Genomic DNA, 16,916 nt, shown 5'->3' with positions numbered 1-16,916 from the left:
AACCCGACGACCATGCCCATCACGCCGACAACGGTCCCCACGGACCCAGCGGCCGAAGCGGCACCCGACAACGCGTCCAGCTGACCACCCGCCGCAGCACGGTAGGCATCCGCAGCGGGACCCGTCCAGGCAGAAGTGCCGTCGACCGCGGACTTGTACTCCGCCGCGACCTTGCCGACCTCCTCGGCGACCTTGCCCCACGTCGCCGAGTACGACTCGATCACCGGCGGGTTGCCCGCCAGCCAGTCCAGGGCCTCCTTCAACGGCTGCATGTGCTCCATCAGGAACGAGGCCGCGGAGGACAGCAGGGTGCCGAACGGGTCGATCGCCATCGAGGCGGCGTCGGCGACCAGGCCGACCATGCCGAGGCCACCCTCGATCCAGTTGCCGTCCTTGATGCCGTTGAACGTGTCCATCGCCGACTCGGCGATGGAGATGCCGGTGGCCCAGCCGTTGTCGCCGGTACCCGCGTTCATGAACCCCGACGGCGCGGCGTCGGGCTTGACCACCAGGGGGTTCGACATCACAGGCCTCCGGTGGTCTTCACGCTGGTCTGCACGGGCACCGTGACGTCCCTCCCCGAACGCGGTACTTCCTCGCTCGAAAGGATGACGCAACGCTGCGTCACGCGGTTCCGTTCGGTTCGCAGTTGGTCCGGATGGAGCAGGCCCGGTCGAGGAACCGCAAGCACCAGCGTCACCACGCGACCACTTGGCGTAGCCACAACTAGTCCAAAAGTGTGAACAACCACAAGACCTGTATCAGCGGACCCCCGACGGAGCCTCAGGGTGCCGACCCGGCTGACGGCCGTGGTCACCCCTGGAGTCCGGAGGTGGGTGAGCGCGATGGCTCTCGACGATGGTGACGCTCTCTGGTACTGGAACGGCAACGTCTCCCGCACGAAGAACATCCCCCAGTCCCAGTGGTTCGGGACCAGCGCGCCGCAGGACTACGGCGGGCACGGGTGGGAGATCTCGAACTTCGTCGTGTACGGGAACGAGGTCGTGGAGGGACAGCCGCACATGAGGGGCGGCGATGGCAGCTTCTCCTGGCTCAACAACAACCCCGGCAACATCACCGCCGGCGGGCCCACCTACGGCGCCTACCCCGGCAAGGTCAACTGGCACAACTTCATGATCTTCCCGTCCTGGGACCTGGGCTACGACGCGATCCGGCAGCTGCTGCGCGGGCCCGGTTACGCGCACCTGTCGATCCTCGCGGCGTTCAACCGGTACGCGCCCGCCTCCGACGGCAACGACCCGGTGCGCTACGCCAACAACGTCGCCGCCGCGGTCGGGTGTGACGTCAACACCGTCGTCGGTGACCTCAGCGACGACGAGGTGCTGGAGATGCAGAACGCGATCACCGACATGGAGGGCGCGGTCGCCGGGTGGTCCTACGCGCGGGACGACTCCGCGTTGCCGCAGGCCGTCTTCGACGCGATCTGGTCGTGACGGTCATGAGCGCCCCGACGCAGACGCTGACCGCGGTCGCCGCGGACGCCGCCCACTGGGACGTCGGCGGCTACCGGATCTGGGCGAGCACGGAACCGCAGGTGCTGCTCTACCAGCGCACGGAGCTGCGGTTCGCCGTGGACTCGCAACGACGGCCCATCGCCACCGTCACCCGATACCGGGAGTGGACGGGCACCGGTTTCCAGACCACCGGGGGAGCGGCCACCTTCGAGTTCTCCGGCAGCCTCACCGAAGACCCGGCGGTGCTGCTGTCGTTGCAGGACACCTGGACGCGGGCGATCCGCGCCGACGGTTACCTCGGCGCGGACCCCCGTTACGTGCCGATGCCGGTGCGCGACGCCGCGCTGTCCGCGGAGGTCGACGCGGTCCGCACCACGACGACCGGCACCACGGTGCAGGTCGAGCTCGCCGCGGCCGAGGCCGACCGGTGGGCGGCGGCGGTCACGGACAAGGGCCCGGTGGCCGGAACGATCACCCTGACCTGTTCGTACCCGCGGCTGATGCCACCGGCCACGTCCGTCGTCCGGTTGCACGGCCGCAAGGTCTACAACGGACTGGCGGCGGTGCTCACCAGAGCGGAGGACGGCGAGATCTCCGGCACCACCGGGGAGATCCGGGCGGCGTGGGCCGAGCTCGTGCGCACCGGCGCGGTCGAGGTCACGTTCAGCGGCTCACCGGCGGGCGATCTGCTCGCCGCCAGGGACGCCCTCGTCGACCAGATCAGGGAGAACCTGTTCGACCTGATGTTCGCCGTCCGGCAGGAGGCCACCACCGGCCCGCCGATCTGCGTGCTGCGCTGGAAACGGGCCGCCGACGTGCCGGACCTGCCGTTGAGCGTCACGGTCGGCGGGCTGACCTGGCTCACCGGGACGACGGTGGTGGGCGTCGCGGAGTTGCTGGCCCGACTGGGCTCCAGCGTGCTGCGCGATGTAGATGCCGCGGTGTCGGTGCCCGTGCAGGTGACCGTTCAGCCGTGCGAGCTCGTGGCGTCGGTGTCGGTGTCGCTGGACTTCGGCGACCTGCGGCCACCGGCGGTGCTGACCTTCGACAGGGCCGGCGGCACCCGCACGACCACGGTCACGACCGAGCACCCCGCGCAGCTCACCGTCGAGCACCGCACCCAGATCGTCTTCAGCGCGCCGCACCTGCCCGTGGTGTCGGTGCACGAGACCACCGAGCCCGGATCACCGCACGTCCACGTGCGCCCGGAGCAGTGGCTGGTGAAGCAGGAGATCTTCCTGGCGGTCTTCGACGACGACCGGCCCGCCGGGCGTGCGGACGACGTGGTCAGCCTGACCGCCAAGTGCGGCAACACCGTCTGGTCGGCCACCCTCGCACCGGACGGCGTGGTGACGGTCCACTATCCGGCGACCGGAGACCGGCACACCTTCTGCACGTTGATCGTCGCCGGTTCCGTGGGCGGACAGCTCGTCCAGGGTTCTCGCGAGCTCCCGGCCGACGCCGGTGTCGTGCTGCTGCTGGTGCAGAACGGATCACTGCGCGTCCTCACCGGCGCCGAGGCCGGCGACGAGGTGTCCGACCGGCCGCTCGGCACACCGCTGGTGCGCAGGCAACTCCCACCGGACGCCGAGGCAGGCCGGCCCCTCTCGGTGACCGTGCCCGTGGCGCTGGTGCCGCAGCCGACCACCACGTCCGGCTGGGCGGCGGCACTGGCGGCGCTGGTCGAAGCCCGCGAGCACAGGGCCATCACCCCCGCACAGGTCGCGGCCGACGCCGGCCTCGACCTCGACACCTCCTACCCGTGGCAGCGCATCCGCGCGGCCGTCGGCACGTGGCGGCTGGCCGAGGAACGCGTGACCGGCCTGTCCCCGCGCGACTGGGCGGCGCTGCTGCGGGAGTGGGGCCCGGTCTGGGCGGTCCGGCCGGACGCGCCGCACCGGGGCGTCGTCGTCTGCGGGATCGACGGCGACGGCACCCCGGAGGGGACCTCGGTGCGGGTCAACGACCCGTGGCCGCCGTTCGCGGGCACCGCCGAGCACATCACCTTCACCCGGTTCGACCGCGAGTTCGGCTCCGGAGCCGAGACCGCGCTGGTGCACGGCTGATCGCCAGGCATCCGACACGAGGAGAAACGACCATGGCAACCTTCCTCACCGAGAGCGTCCCGGTCAGCCTGTCCGGAGCGCTCGGCACGGCGGGCAACTACACGCTCTACAACTGCGACCAGCCCAACCTGGTGCTCTACGTCGCCAGACAGCCGCGGCTGATGCTCGACGACCGGGGCAAGCCCGGGGTCGCGGTCACCACCTACACCACGCAGCAGCCCGACGGCAGCATCAAGATCGCCAGCGGTGCGGCGACGATCGCCGTCAACACCACGCCGACGATGGACGCGGCGACGATCGACCAGGCCAAGGCGCTCGTCGCGGCCCAGGGCATCGCCGACCCGAACCTGGTCCGGTTCCACCCGCTCACCACGCAGAAGGGCAAGGCGCGGCTCAACCTGCCCACCATCGCGGGTGCCTCCGACCAGGCCCACAACGAGCGCGACGTCGGCACGCCCGGCGGGTCGCTGTCGTTCATGGCGAACCTGACCGAGGTCGGCGCGCTGGAGTGGGCGCAGGGCATCCGCACCGGCACCGGGATCAACGGCGACATCACGATCAGCTACGAGTACCTGCGCCGGATGCCCGACATCGGCGCCGAGGTGCGGGTGCACGGGCGCCGCATGTTCGAGCACTTCTCGGCCGCGCTCGACGTGAGCTACAACGGGTTCTTCTTCGGCGGCAGCGCCAAGATCGAGTCCGCGTGGGACGAGCTGACCCGCAACGGCACCGTCGAGGTCGTGTTCTTCAACCAGGGCCTGCCGCCGGACCTGGAGGCGCTGCGCCAGGAGATGGTGAAGACGTTCTCCCAGCAGGCGCAGAAGATCCTGTTCGAGCAGATCTTCGCGCCGATGCCGGAGGTGGCGCCCGCCCAGGCCGAGCACGGCGGCGGGTTCTTCGGTGGCGCCGGCTTCGCGCTCAAGTGGAAGCAGCAGTCCGAGGCGATCGACTTCACCCAGCGCATCGAGTTCCGCGGCACCACCTGGCTCACCCAGACCATGGACATCTCGCTGGCGGCCCTGTTCAGCGGCCTGGACCCGGCGTGCCTGACGAACGTGCCCGCACAGCAGGCGTTCGACTCGGTCGTCCTGGTCGACGCGGACGAGCAGCTGGAGAGCGCCTCGGTGTCGCTGAGCTACAGCGAGGGCTCCATCCCGCGGGCACCGGTGTTCGGCAAGGAGGGCGGCACCGAGCGCTACACCGTGGTCAGCACCCGGCCCAGCGACGTCGTCGTCAACTGCGTCACGCAGCTCAACTTCGCGACACCGCGGTGGCCGATCGTCAAGGACGTGCAGCGGCGCACCGTCGGCGAGGGCGGTGACCAGATGGTCATCAAGGCCTCCGCGTCGGTCGGGCGCACCGAGATCTACCTGTTCGTCACCGAGAACGGGCGCATCGTCCTCAACCCGGCCACACCGGCGGAGGACTTCCTGGTCCTCAACGTCAGCTACGAGGGGCCGCACCTGAGCGCGCCGCTGCGCGACTCGGCCCGCCTCGACACCGCGACACCGGTCAACTTCGCCTACCCGCTCGACCTGCAGGGCCGGCCGGGTGTCGCGAAGTTCAGCGCGTTCGGCCAGATCGGCGGCCGCATCCGGCGGGCACCGGAGACGGTGATCCCGCCGTCCGACACCGCGGTGTTCATCCTCGCTGACCTCACCACCGGCGCGGTCCGGCTGGTCACCAGCGAGACCCAGCTGCCGGAGGCCGGTGACGTCGCGCTCGCCCTGGTGCGCGGTCAGGCCAGGCCGATCGTCGTGGACCTCACGCCGAAGCGCCCCGACCAGGAGACGAAACCGCACAGGCCCAGGCCGTTGCCCGCCCGTCGGCCGGAGGGCATGAAGCGGCCGCGACCGGAGCAGCCGCGCCCGGAGAAGCCCCGGCCGGAGTCGGGCCGCCCGGCGGCGCCCGGTCGTCCCGGTGAGCTGATCCGCGGCTGGACCGTCGGCGTCGAGTACGGCCGCGGCGGCACCTCGCTGTGGGTGCGGCTGGCCGACGGCACGTCACGGCAGGTGCGGCTGCGCCCGTCGGACGACTGGAGCGCGTTCGAGAAGGAGAGCCGCGACGTCGAGGTCCGCCTCGACGGCAGCGGCGAGTACGTCGACACCATCCGGACGACGCTCACCGTCTGATCCGGCTGGCCACGGAGGAGGGCACGATGCCGCACACCTATCTGGTGCCCGCACACGCACCACAGCCCGGCGAACGGCTCGTGCACTCCTACGGCAACGGTGCCGCGGTGGTCGAGGTGGCCACCGCGGCCGACCGGCCGCAGGACGGCGACCACGTCGGCACGGGCGGTCTCCGGTTGCCGGCCAGGGCGAACCGCACCGCCGTCTCGGCCGCGCGCCGGTCGATCCGGCAGGCGCTGGGCCGCCCCGCGCCGGAGGACGAGCCCGACGTCGCCGCCTACGTCGAGTTCGTCGCACCACCGGACCCGCGGTGGCTGGCCGAGGTCCGCGACCGCGGTGTCGTGCTGCTGGGCTACCAGCCGGAGAACAGCTACCTCGTGCGGGGACGGCGCAGCGACCTCGCCGCGCTGCCCGAGGCGGTGCGCACCAGCGAGGGCGACCCGGCGATCCGGTCGGTGACCGAGCTGACCGGCGCGCTCAAGACCGCACCGCCGCTGCTCGCCGAGGACGGCGAGGACGCGGTCGTGGTGCTCGCCGCCGCCCCGCGGGAACGCGCACGGGTGGTCGCCGCGGTCGGCGCCGTCGTGGAGCTGGTGCCCGGTGCGGGCAACGACGTGCTCGACGAGCAACGCGTGCGGGTCCGCGCCCGTGTCGGCGCCGAAGGGCTGGACCGGCTGCTGGCGCTGCCGGTGGTGCTGTCGGTGGAGTCGTTCGGCGACGCCGAGCAGGAGGACGAGGTCGCCGGGCTCGTCGTGGCCGGGCAGCTCGACCTCGCCGGGCGGCCGCACGGTTCCTACGACGAGTGGCTGACCGCGCACCACGTCGACGGCTCCGGTGCGGTGATCGGCATCGTCGACGGCGGTGTCGACGTCGGCCACCCCGCGTTCACCGGTCGGGCCGAGGACCTCGCCGGTGGCCGCAAGGACTGGCACGCCACCATGGTCGCGGGTCACGCGGCCGGGGCGTACCGGACCGAACGCGACGGTGCCGGGTTCAGCTACGGGCTCGGCACGGCACCGGCGGCGACGGTGCTGTCGCAGGACTTCGGCCGCCCCGGCCGTGAGCTGTGCGGCGAGACCACCGCGCAGGCGGGCCGGTCGATCGCGATCCAGAACAACTCCTGGGGCCGCAAGCTCGCCGACCCGATGGACTACGGCTCGGAAGAAGCGTTGTACGACAGCATGGTCCGCGCCGCGGACGGCGTCCCGCTGACCGTGTGCTTCTCCTCCGGCAACAACGGCCGGTCCGGGCTGACCCGGCCCAAGGCGGCGAAGAACGTCATCGTCACCGGCAACTCCGAGAACTACCGGCCCGACGTCGGCGGCCCCGACAGCGACGACGTCCGCGACGTCTACACCGGCTCGTACCCGTCCAGCCACGGCAACTGCGGTGACGGGCGGATCCGCCCGCACGTCGTCGCACCGGGGGAGTGGACCGCCTCCGCCGCGCACGGCGTGTTCCCCGGCGAGGTCGACTACGTCAGCGACCTGATCACGTGGGGCGGCGGGTCCTCCGGCGCCAGCCCGAAAACGGCCGGGGCGTGCGCGTTGCTCGCCCAGTGGTGGCGGCGCTGGCACGGTGGTGTGAACCCGTCGCCGGCGATGCTGCGCGCGCTCGTCGTCAACGGCGCCGAGCCGATCGACACCGGTGGCCCGGTTCCCAACAACCAGCAGGGCTGGGGCCGGTTGTCGTTGCGCGAGCTGCTTGACCCAGCTGTGGCGCGCCTCGCGTTCGACCAGGCCGACCTCCTGACCGGACAAGGGGAAACCCGCCGGTTCCAGGTCCGCGCGGCCGACCCGGGGCGGCCGGTGAAGATCACCCTGGCCTGGACGGACCCGCCGGGCGCGGTCGGCAGCGGCACGGCGTCGGCGAGCCCGGTGGTCAACCGGCTGGCGTTGCGCGCCAGGGAGGACGGCGGACGCACGTGGCGTGGTGGAGCTGACCGGTTCCGCGGCGGCTGGACGATGGCCGACAGCGCGCTGACCGGTGCCACGCCGACCGGTGCCGTGCTGCGCGAGGAGGGCGCGGACAACCTGCAGTGCATCTACCTCCCCGCAGGCGAAGTGCGCGCGCTGGAGGTCACGGTGACCGCGCTGACGCTCACGACCGACGCGCTCACCGGCGGGTTCGAGCGGCCGGGGCAGGACTTCGCGCTCGTGATCACGAACGCCGAGGTCGACCACACCGCGTCCGGCACCACCGTGGTCGCGGGCATCGCGAGCGGAGCTCCCGTTCCCGAGCTCACCCCCGACGAGGCCGCGTGGTGGGCGGAGGGCTCGGCCGCCGAACCGGAGGCCGCACCCGGCCGGTGGCGGGAGGCCACGGACACCTCCGCGAGCGTCCTGGCGGCGACCGGAGCGCGGTTGCACCTGGTGGCGGAGGAGGCGATGGGCCTGGCCGGTGCCGCCGCGGCCGTCCGCGAGCACGTGGACGGTGTGGACGCGGTGGACGCGGTGGCACTGCTGGGGTTGCCCGCCGGCACGCCGATCACCGAGTCCGGAGTGGACTCGGTGCGGGCCCTGGCCGGACGGGCCGACGTGCACGTGGTGTCCGACGACCCGGACCTGCTGGCCCGGCTCGCCACCGCGGTCGGCGCCGGCACCCGCGTGCGCTACCGGCTCGCCGACCACGCACCGGGACTGGGCGCGGTGCTGCGCGACACCGCGGTGGAGTCCGCGGGGCTGCAACAGGTCCTGCTCACGCGGGTGCCCGCCGACGAGGGTGTCGCGGTCAGCTTCGGCGTGGTCGCGGCGGACAGCACGCTGGTGCTCGTGTTCCCGGCGCGCACGACCGCGATCTCCGTGCAGCGACCGGGAGAGCCCGCCGCCGCACCGGGTCCGGGCACGCGGGTGGTGGAGCACGCCGACCGCACCGAGCTGGTCGTGGACCGCGCGGGCGAGGTGCCCGGCACGTGGACGGTCCGGGCGGCGTTCGCCGAGCCGGTCGCGGGCGAGCCGGTCGTGGGCGAGCCGATCGCGTGGGTCCGCGGCGGTGTGGGCCTGACCGTCGAGACACCGGAGGTCGCGCCGGGCCGGCGGTTGCTGCGCGTGAGTGCCGCGCCCGGCTCGTCGCTGCGGCAGGTCTCGTTGCCGCCCACCCGGTTGGCGCGCACACCCGACCCGGAGGCCGGACGCCCGCTCGTGCTGCGGGTGCGGCCGTCGCGTGCGCACCGCGACCGGGAGAGGGGCAACCCGGAGGCGGCGGCCCGTGCCGCGTCGGTGCCCGCGTTCGGTCACGTCGTCGACCTGCCCGGCGGACCGGCGGTGCTCGACGTGCCGTTCGACGTGGTCGGCGCCGACGCCGACGGCACCGCGTTCGCCCGCCGCGCCCGCGCCGGTGTCGTCGTCACCGGCGCCGCACCCGACCTCGCCGGTCACCTGCCCCTGCAGGTCACCGGTCGCATCACCGAGGTCCGCTACCACGGCGGAACCGTCACCGGCGTGCGCGTCACCGCCGGTGCCCGCAGCCGTGAGCTGCTGGTCCGCTCCGAGGACCTGGGCGCCGCGCTCGCCGCGATGGACATCAGCCACCCGGTCGTGCTCGGGGTGCGCGGCGCCGACCTGGAGTGGGTGTTCCTGCCGTTCTCCACCACCACCTCGAAGGAGCAGCCGTGAAGGAACGCGTCCTCGCCCTCGACCTGATCGACTCCTACCCCGTCGAGCAGCCGGAACTGCTGCACGAGCCGGACGACTACGGCGTCATCCCCCGGTGGACACCGGAGGAGGTGCCGCAACGCCTGCTGTACCCGCTCTACCAGGACGTCGAGCAGGAGATCGTCGACCTGCCGCCGTTCGACCACGATCCGGGGTTCGTGGTGTGCCCCGACGAGACGCTCGACGTCCTGTGGTTCACCCCGACCTCGCTCGCCCTCACCGACTTCGCCCTGACCGTGCGCCGCGAGGTCCGCCCCGACGGCGCCGTCGTCACGACCGGCGGTTCCGCAGTGATCTCGGTGAGCGCGTACGTGGGCAGGCCGTACGTGGAACGGGTCGCACGGGAGCGCTGGACGTGGCGGGACACCCTGCCGCTGCCGGAGACCCGCCGCGCGCCGTTCACGGTGCTGCCCGCCGTGCTGCAGGGCCTCACCGTCGACCTGGAGCTGCCCGCGGGGGTCGCCGCAGCGCCCGCGATCATCACCGCCTCACCGCTGGCCGGTGCCGCGACGATCGCCGTCGAGCTCACCGAGCTCGGCGTGCTGGCCTGGCGCACCGCGCTGGAGCAGGGCGTGGCCCGCACGATCCCCGGCACGGTCCGCGCCACGGCGGTGATCCCGACCGCCAACCCCGACGACTGGTACCCCGGGGTCGAACACCACACGCTCGACACCCCGCTGGGCACGCTGCTGGCCGGCCGCGGCGCGGCCGACGTCCGCCAGGTCGACCCGCAGCAGACCGTCTCCCCGACCGTGGTCGTGGTGGGCAGCCAGCTCGTGGCGTCCTTCACCGTCACGCTGCGTCCCTCCACCGGCCAGGCACCGTCCTCTGCGGTCTTCGGGCCCGGCGGCGGGCGGGTCACCACCGCCGTCGTGACCCAGCACCCGGACACCGTCGGCGTGGAGTGGAAGGCCGAGGTCGCCTTCACCCCGCCGCGCTGGCCGGTCGTCCCCGCCTCCGGCCGGCTCGACAGCACCAGCGGGTGGATCACGATGGTCAAACCCGAGTCGTGGTGCGTCGGCTACGTGCTCGCGATCGTCCCGGTGGACGCCGCGGGCCGCCCGGTGCCGGCCTCGACCCGCGCCGGCGACCGCGTGCAGGGCGTCCTCAACTTCACCGCGCCCTACGTGTCCGGCGGCCTGCTCTCCTCCGCGTTCGACGCCGAGTACGGCCGCCCGACGAGCCTCGTGCTGCCCCGCTTCCCCGACCAGCCGTTCGGCGACCTGGTGCTGACCGTGTTCGCCACCTGCGGCGGCGTGCTGGGCCAGGCATCACGCCGGCTGGGCGCAGACGACGTCGTGGTGACCGCGCTGGCCTACCCGGACGGCAGGGTGGAGCTGCACACGAGCACCGAGTCGTTGCCGGAGGCGCCGACCGGGCTCACGAAGCTCCTCGCGCGGCTCGGTGAGCTGGCCAGGGGGTGACGCCCGGCCTCACGGCACGGCGACGCACCCGGTGCCGTTCCTGAGCCGCAGCTCGGACCGGACGATGTCGAGGTACCGGCACCCGTCGCGCTCGTTCGGCTCGATGACGCCACCCTCGTGCCACTCGTTCCAGGCGTACAACAGCACGAAGTTGTCCACGGCCGACGACCGCGCGGACGCGTCGATGTCGTCCCGGACGGCGCCCAGCACCCTGCGGAAACCCTCCGGCGACTGGTCCTCGTACCAGCGGAAGGCCGCGTGCAGCTTGGCCTTGGCCTCCTCAGGGCTGTCACTGGACGTCACCGGGTCCTGCGTGCTGATGCCGATCCGCGGCCGTTCGTCGAAGTCCGACGTGGCGCACCGGACCACGGCACCGGGGATGGTGCCGAACCACTCGCGCTCCCCGGCCACGTACTGCTCGTACGAGCCGGTGAACCGCCCGGGGCAGTAGCTGCCGTCGACCCCGTGCTGCGGCCCCGGGAACCCGTTGTCAGTGGTCATCGTGATCATGACCTCCTCACCGAGCGTGGCCCTGGCCCGCGTCCGGATCGCGTCGGTGAACCGCCGCACCGCCGCGTCGTCGATCTCGTCGCTCTTGTCGTTCTCCGGCCGGTCGTTGACCTTGCCGATGCCCCGCACGTCGCAGAGCTGCAACATCGGCCGCCCGTCGTTGGCGCGCAGGATGTTCGGCTGGCTGAGGTAGTCGTCGACGAGGATCTCCGCGGCCCTGTCGATCTGCTCGGACGGCATCCGCAACGTCCCACCGGCACCACCGCGCCACGGGTGGATGCACGGCAGCACCGTGAACTTCATGTCACCCCGGTTCCGCGCGGCCAGGAACGCCCGCAACCCCGCCGCGTACTGCTCGTCGGCCGCACCGGGGTTCCAGTACCAGTAGAACGCGAAGTGGTCGAGCCCCGCCCCCGTGGCCTGCTTGATGTGCCGCTCCAGCGTCTCCGGCTTCGAGTCGTCGTAGTACCCGATCGACGGCTTGAGGTGCGAGAAGTCCTCATCCGGCCAGTGCCGCACCGCCTTCGGGTTGCCGTCCCGCGCGTGCCGGACACCACCCCACCAGTCGTTCTCGAACTCCTTGCCGTAGTACCGCCCGATGCGGTCCATCATGGCCCGGTTGCCCTGCGCGTCGAACGCGCCGAAGTAGATCGCCCCAGCCCGGATCCACCGCGGGTACACGTACCCCAGGGGCCCGTCGACCTGGTCGTACCCGAGCGCCCGCATGGCCCCCAACCGCGACGCCAACGCCGGCCGCCACGAGTCGGCCGCCCCCTCCTTGTGCACCCGGTAGAGCACCTCGGTCCCCGGCTGCGGCGACACGGACACGTGCCCAATCACCCCCTCGTACCGGAACAACGGGTCGTCCCCGGAGGTCAACTGGTCCCGCTCAGCCGCGGACGACGTGAGCATGTACGCGATCCGCCCCTGCTTGCGCAGCCGGTACAACGGCGTCGACCCCTCGAACGCCTGCCGCCGCAGGTACCCCACCCGCGCATCCGCCTGCACCTGCATGCCGTGCACTTCGGCCGCCGTCTTGGCCTCAGCCTGCGACAACGTCCAGAACAGCCCCTGCTCGTGCGGCGTCGCCAACTCCAGCAAGGGCACCGGGTCGGTCACCTTGCTCTCCGGACTGCCACTCGCGACCGCGACCGTCGGCGGGTCGTTGGAGATCGTCAACAGCAGCGAGGCCGCCAGGACGGCGACTGCCAGCAACGAGACGAGAAACCGCACGGTGCCATGATGCAGGACGACGGCGCGAAACTGTCCTTATCGGAAGTGTGATCCGAGGTCGGGGGCGGCTCGGTGCCGGTGTTCTTGCTGGTGGGCGAGGCTGGGTGCCTATCGGGGTGTGTCCCGGGTGGCGCTGTGAACTGGTGCTTGACGTGCTAGGTAGAAGCACGCTCGACGGGAACCTGTGGCTCGGTTCGATCGGTTGCTCGGCGAACGGCTGTAGTCAGTCAATACTTCACTGAGGGCTCTCCGAGTAGTCGGTCGAGCTGTGTTCCAGTGCGTGGAGTGCGCGTTCGAGCCGTTTCGCCATATCGGCGCGGAGCAGCTGGCACGCCTCCTGGAACGGCACTGCGGCGACTTCGCTGATCTCGGGATCGCGCGGCGCGAGCTGCTCCACCTCGTCTTTCACCAGCACGCCGCCGTCGAAGATGAAGAGCAGTTGGTCATCCCAGGGTCCGTGCGGGCCGATCCAGTCGAGCAGGAGCACCTGGCCCGGCTGAATCGACAGGCCCAGCTCTTCGCCGACCTCACGGACCGCGGCGGCGCGTGGAGGCTCATTGTCCTCGGCCATCCCACCGGGTAGGTCCCAGTGCTCCTTGTAGGTCGGGTTCACCAGCACAATGCGCCCGCGCTGGTCTCGGAGGAGCACGTCCGCGGCGACGCGCTTGCGAGCTTGCTTCGCGTTGCCCTCGGCGAGATAGGCGAACCGGGCGTCGTCGTCAGTCAGACCGGCCACGTCGCAGTTTGACCTTCCTTGGCGTCGGATACCTGGCTGAGCGCGCCCAGGGTGGCCAGGAAGTGCGCCACCTCGGGAACGCTGCGCGCCGACGCCAAGGTACGCCCCAAGGCGTTGAGCTGATCAAGGACGCGGGTCGAGCTGAGCGAGGCCGTCACCTTGCAGACCTCGTTGCCGAACGCGGCGGCTTCGTCGAGCCGGCCGGCGCCGATCAGGATGTTCGCCATCGTGAGCTGGCCGAATGCCCGGCTGCGGACGCGGTCGCCGGTGCGGAGCTGGATGGCGGTGGTCGCGCGCTGCTCCGCTTCGGCGTACTCGGCGAGGGCGAGGAAGCACTGGGCCGCCTCGCTGGCGAGCGACGCCTCGTCGAAGTTCGCGATCCAGTCGGCCGGCTTCTCGTTCGTCGCCTGGTCGAGCAAAGACTCAGCGGTGTCGAGTGACTCGGCGCAGGCCTGATTCTCTCCGGTGAGGGCGAGTGCTCTGGCGCGCATCGCATGCAGTCGCGCGGTGAGCCGGAGCGTTCCGTCTGCCTGGCTCGTCTTGGTGATTCCAGTGGTCGCGATTCGCAGGGCGTCGGTGTGCTGTCCCAGCTCGATGGCGAGATGCGACATCGAGGCGCAGGCATTGCCGGCCAGCGCGTTGTTCTCGGCGGCGACGGCCAAGCGGAACGCGCGCTCGAAGTAGGCACGAGCGCGGGAGTTCTGCCCACTGTCGTGGGTCATCCAGCCCGCGATCTCCGTCATGGAGGCCGCGGCGGAGAAGATTCCCGCCGCAGCGGTACCGCTGTGCGCGTCGAGCAGGAGCGGTGCGATCTCCCGGCTGAGGTAGAGCTCGACAGAGGGAAGCAGGACGCCCCCGCCTAGCCTCCGATCCGTCTCTTGGAACGCCAGCGCGGCGCCCTGGATGCGGTGCACGGAGTCAGGCCCTGACTGCCGCGTCTTCTGCGGGACCTCGACGACCCGGAGCGGCTTCTGTTCCGGGTGCAGGAGTTCGATGAGCTCAGCGGTGGTGACTTCCAGTGCGGCGGCCAGCCGAGGCTGGATGAACGCATCCGGTGGGTTCTCCAGTCGATCCCACCTGCCGACCGTCACCCGGTCGACCCCCAAGAGCTTGGCCAATCCCTCCTGGGTGAAGCCCATGGCCTCCCGGCGCTGCGCGAACGCACTTCGCCACCTGGCCAATTGATGCTCCCGAGTGTCAGTCGATGGCCGCCAGCGTATCGCGCCAGTTTCGGCGAATGGCGGTTGCTCAAACGAGAGTTCTGCTTTCACTCGATCGGGTCAGCCCACGTTATGGCTGTTCAGCCGCCTGTGTGTTGCGTACGTGTGGCACCGGCGCGGCGTTTGCGACGTGGTCAGCGGCCCTGGTTTCGCCGTTTAGTCGATCTCACTCACCGATTGGCAACCGGAAGGAGGGGATGACCGTGTCAGCGCAGGCAATCGTGGACCCGTCGATGAATCCGAGCGGCTTCACACCGCCGGAGCCGTTCCGCTGGTTTCCGTACCGCGGAGCGCGTCACGCCGTTCCGCGCTGCTTCGTGTTGCCGGGGAGCCGGATCGAATCACCGTGCGGCGAGCAGCTGGTCGTCCCGGAGGTCGAGCCGCCGAAGTACCCGGACTGGCTGTGGCCGGAGTGCCCCAAGTGCGACAGCGAATGGCGCAAGACGACCGGACGGCCTCAACGTTCCGAGCTTTGCGGATCGGGCTGCGCGTCGGACGAGCAGGGGTTGGACATGCCGAAAACGAAAGAACAGGGTGATGACGACCGAAGTCGGAACCGCCGAACTCAGCCGCGTCCTCGCGCCGTATGTGACGTCGTGGTCGGCTGAGCATGATCTGCACTGCACGTTGCTGGTGCGTGCGGACGGGCGCGGAGTGGGCTACGCCAACGAGCTTCCGGGAGATCGGGACGCGCACGGCGTGCTGTGGAACCGGGTCGCGGAGCGGCACGGTGTGGGTGTGCCGGAGTTCGCGCGGGTGCACCCGGCGCGGCAGCGACAGGCGATCAACAACCTGCTGTGCCAGGTGTGCGCCGAACCGGCTGACCGCACCGCGGAGGGCGTCCTGTGGCTGATGCGGGACTTCCGAGGAGACAGTCCGAACTGGCCGGAGGACATGGCCTCGGTAGAGCCTCCGATCTGTGCCCGGTGTGTCCCGGTCGCGATGCAGCGGTGTCCAGCGCTCCGACGTGGTGCTGTCGCGGTCCGAGTGCGGGAGTTCAACGTCATGGGAGTGAGAGGAACCCTGTACACGCAGGGGGTCTTCGGTCTCAAGCCGGCCGGGATGGGGCATCTTCTCTATGGCGATCCGGCCACCAGCTGGATGGTCGCGGCGTCCTCGTTCCGCCTGCTCCGGGACTGCAGCTTCGTCTCGTTCGAGGAGCTGGGCATTGCGGCAGGTCTGGAATAGACCGCGATGCCAAAGGACTTCCGGGCCACGGCGCTCGAACGCGCTATCGGGCGGAAACTCGCCGCGTGGCGCGATGCACGGCAGCTCAGCCTGACCGAGGCCGGTCGCTTGGTGGGTTTCAGCAGCGCCAAGCTTTCGATGATGGAGAACGCCATCCAGCCGTCTGCGATCCTGGACATCATGGCGCTCGGCTACGTCTACCAGGTGCCGGCCCTGGAGTGGCAGACCGTCGCCAAGCAGGCACAGCATGCCAACCTGGTCCGCGCGGTCACCGACGATGTCGTGCTGTTCGACCCAGTCGAGGATCTTCCGGCGCTGGTCGGTGAGGCCACGAGGCTGGGTGTGTTCGCGCCGGATGCCGTGCCCTCGCTGCTCCAGATTCCCGACTACGCGCACATCGTGGTGGATGCCGACGACCCTGTCCGTGGTGGGAGGCACGCCGTGATCAGGCAAGCCTGGGCGCAACGGCTCGGCGACAGGAATCCGATCGTCGTCCGGGCGGTGTTCCCGGAGGCTGTGCTGCGGACGATCGTTGGCGGTCCGCGAGTGATGAAGGCGCAGCTGCTGCACCTGATGGAGCTGAGCGAGCTGGAGACCGTCTCGATCAAGGTCGTGCCGCGCGCTGCGGGTGCCTGCCCGGTGACGGGCGGGTCGTTCACGTTGCTCAGCTTTCCGCACCGCCAGCACAGCGACGTCGCGTACTTCGAGTCGTTCATCAAGGGCGAGTACGTCGAGGACGTGGGCTTGACGGAGAAGTGCGCTCGGCACTTCGAAGCTCTCAGCACGCGGGCGCTGAACGAGGGCGAGTCGGTGGAACTCATCGCCGAGGCAACGGCTGAGCTGTCCAGCTAAGTGACTCACTCGACCCGGCGTGCCTGGCCGGTCGTGGCGGATCGCACAGGTGGCCAGACCGAGGGACGCCTCGTGAATGTCGATGGCCATGAACGTTGAGTCACCACAGTTGACCAATCTGTGAGGAACTTCTAGCCGCGCCCGACACGCATGAACGACACGACGGACCTGCGGGTACTGACAGCTTGTGGCGGGACTCGACTTGTTCAAGAAGGTGTTCCGAGAGTTGGAATGAGTTCTGGACACGTCTTGGGTCGCTTGGTTCACTGTCCACACCCAACAGAGAATCCTGTAACCGCTGTGATTCCAGGAGGCGAATTGCGCTCGTCGGACCGGTGAGCTCGCACGCCGGCCGACTCGGAAGTCGAACACATCGTGGCTGCCTGTATCGGACGAACAGTTCGCTGCAGCAGACGACACATCTTGG

Annotated in this window: 11 protein-coding genes and 1 pseudogene; 8 read left to right on the top strand and 4 right to left on the bottom strand. The window is 70.7% G+C overall.

Annotation, left to right across the window (positions count from 1 at the left end):
* Positions 1-524 (bottom strand): annotated as a pseudogene (locus ACZ7CD_RS20260) (hypothetical protein); the annotation flags it as partial.
* Positions 525-845: 321 nt separating this feature from the next.
* On the opposite strand from ACZ7CD_RS20260, the gene ACZ7CD_RS20255 reads away from it, so the two are divergent.
* Genes ACZ7CD_RS20255 through ACZ7CD_RS20235 form a run of 5 tightly spaced genes read left to right on the top strand, consistent with a single transcriptional unit; the run spans position 846 to position 10,750 of the window.
* Entirely contained in the window at positions 846-1,454 is a 609-nt protein-coding gene (locus ACZ7CD_RS20255) for a hypothetical protein (RefSeq protein ID WP_360393324.1), read from the top strand.
* A gap of 5 nt (positions 1,455-1,459) precedes the next feature.
* Entirely contained in the window at positions 1,460-3,541 is a 2,082-nt protein-coding gene (locus ACZ7CD_RS20250; RefSeq protein ID WP_470379475.1) for a papain-like cysteine protease family protein, read from the top strand.
* 32 nt (positions 3,542-3,573) lie between these two features.
* Complete coding sequence (locus tag ACZ7CD_RS20245; RefSeq protein WP_470379474.1) at positions 3,574-5,673, top strand: hypothetical protein; 2,100 nt, start codon at positions 3,574-3,576, stop codon at positions 5,671-5,673.
* A 26-nt stretch (positions 5,674-5,699) separates the two neighbouring features.
* Positions 5,700-9,287 carry a S8 family serine peptidase gene (locus ACZ7CD_RS20240; protein WP_470379473.1) on the top strand — a complete coding sequence of 1,196 codons (3,588 nt, stop codon included), beginning with the start codon at positions 5,700-5,702 and terminating at the stop codon, positions 9,285-9,287.
* A complete protein-coding gene (locus ACZ7CD_RS20235; RefSeq protein WP_470379472.1) occupies positions 9,284-10,750 on the top strand; it encodes a hypothetical protein in 1,467 nt (488 codons plus the stop codon). The genes ACZ7CD_RS20240 and ACZ7CD_RS20235 overlap by 4 nt, the downstream gene beginning before the upstream one ends.
* Positions 10,751-10,759: 9 nt before the next feature.
* Here the strand turns inward: ACZ7CD_RS20235 and ACZ7CD_RS20230 are convergent, their stop codons facing one another.
* The 3 genes from ACZ7CD_RS20230 to ACZ7CD_RS20220 all read right to left on the bottom strand — a co-directional run bounded on the left by ACZ7CD_RS20230 (position 10,760) and on the right by ACZ7CD_RS20220 (position 14,500).
* Complete coding sequence (locus ACZ7CD_RS20230) at positions 10,760-12,493, bottom strand: glycoside hydrolase family 99-like domain-containing protein (protein ID WP_470379471.1); 1,734 nt, start codon at positions 12,491-12,493, stop codon at positions 10,760-10,762.
* Positions 12,494-12,728: 235 nt separating this feature from the next.
* Positions 12,729-13,229 carry an NUDIX hydrolase gene (locus tag ACZ7CD_RS20225; protein WP_360393340.1) on the bottom strand — a complete coding sequence of 167 codons (501 nt, stop codon included), beginning with the start codon at positions 13,227-13,229 and terminating at the stop codon, positions 12,729-12,731.
* Positions 13,217-14,500, bottom strand: a complete 1,284-nt coding sequence (locus ACZ7CD_RS20220; protein ID WP_470379470.1) for a helix-turn-helix domain-containing protein — start codon at positions 14,498-14,500, stop codon at positions 13,217-13,219. The genes ACZ7CD_RS20225 and ACZ7CD_RS20220 overlap by 13 nt, the downstream gene beginning before the upstream one ends.
* Here ACZ7CD_RS20220 and ACZ7CD_RS20215 point away from each other — a divergent pair.
* From ACZ7CD_RS20215 to ACZ7CD_RS20205, 3 genes are read left to right on the top strand one after another with little or no spacing between them, the layout of a single operon-like run.
* Positions 14,434-15,057: an HC3 family zinc finger protein gene (locus ACZ7CD_RS20215; protein WP_470379469.1), complete on the top strand. Its 624-nt coding sequence runs from the start codon at positions 14,434-14,436 to the stop codon at positions 15,055-15,057. The two genes, ACZ7CD_RS20220 and ACZ7CD_RS20215, sit on opposite strands and share 67 nt — an antisense overlap.
* Complete coding sequence (locus ACZ7CD_RS20210) at positions 14,987-15,637, top strand: hypothetical protein (RefSeq protein ID WP_470379468.1); 651 nt, start codon at positions 14,987-14,989, stop codon at positions 15,635-15,637. Before ACZ7CD_RS20215 ends, ACZ7CD_RS20210 begins: the two co-directional genes overlap by 71 nt.
* A 6-nt stretch (positions 15,638-15,643) precedes the next feature.
* Entirely contained in the window at positions 15,644-16,489 is an 846-nt protein-coding gene (locus tag ACZ7CD_RS20205; protein ID WP_470379467.1) for a Scr1 family TA system antitoxin-like transcriptional regulator, read from the top strand.
* Positions 16,490-16,916: the final 427 nt, after the last annotated feature.

The sequence above is a fragment of the Lentzea sp. NPDC036949 genome, from assembly GCF_055608075.1.
Note: the sequence above shows the minus strand (reverse complement) of the source record. Positions and strands in the feature narration are given on the sequence as shown.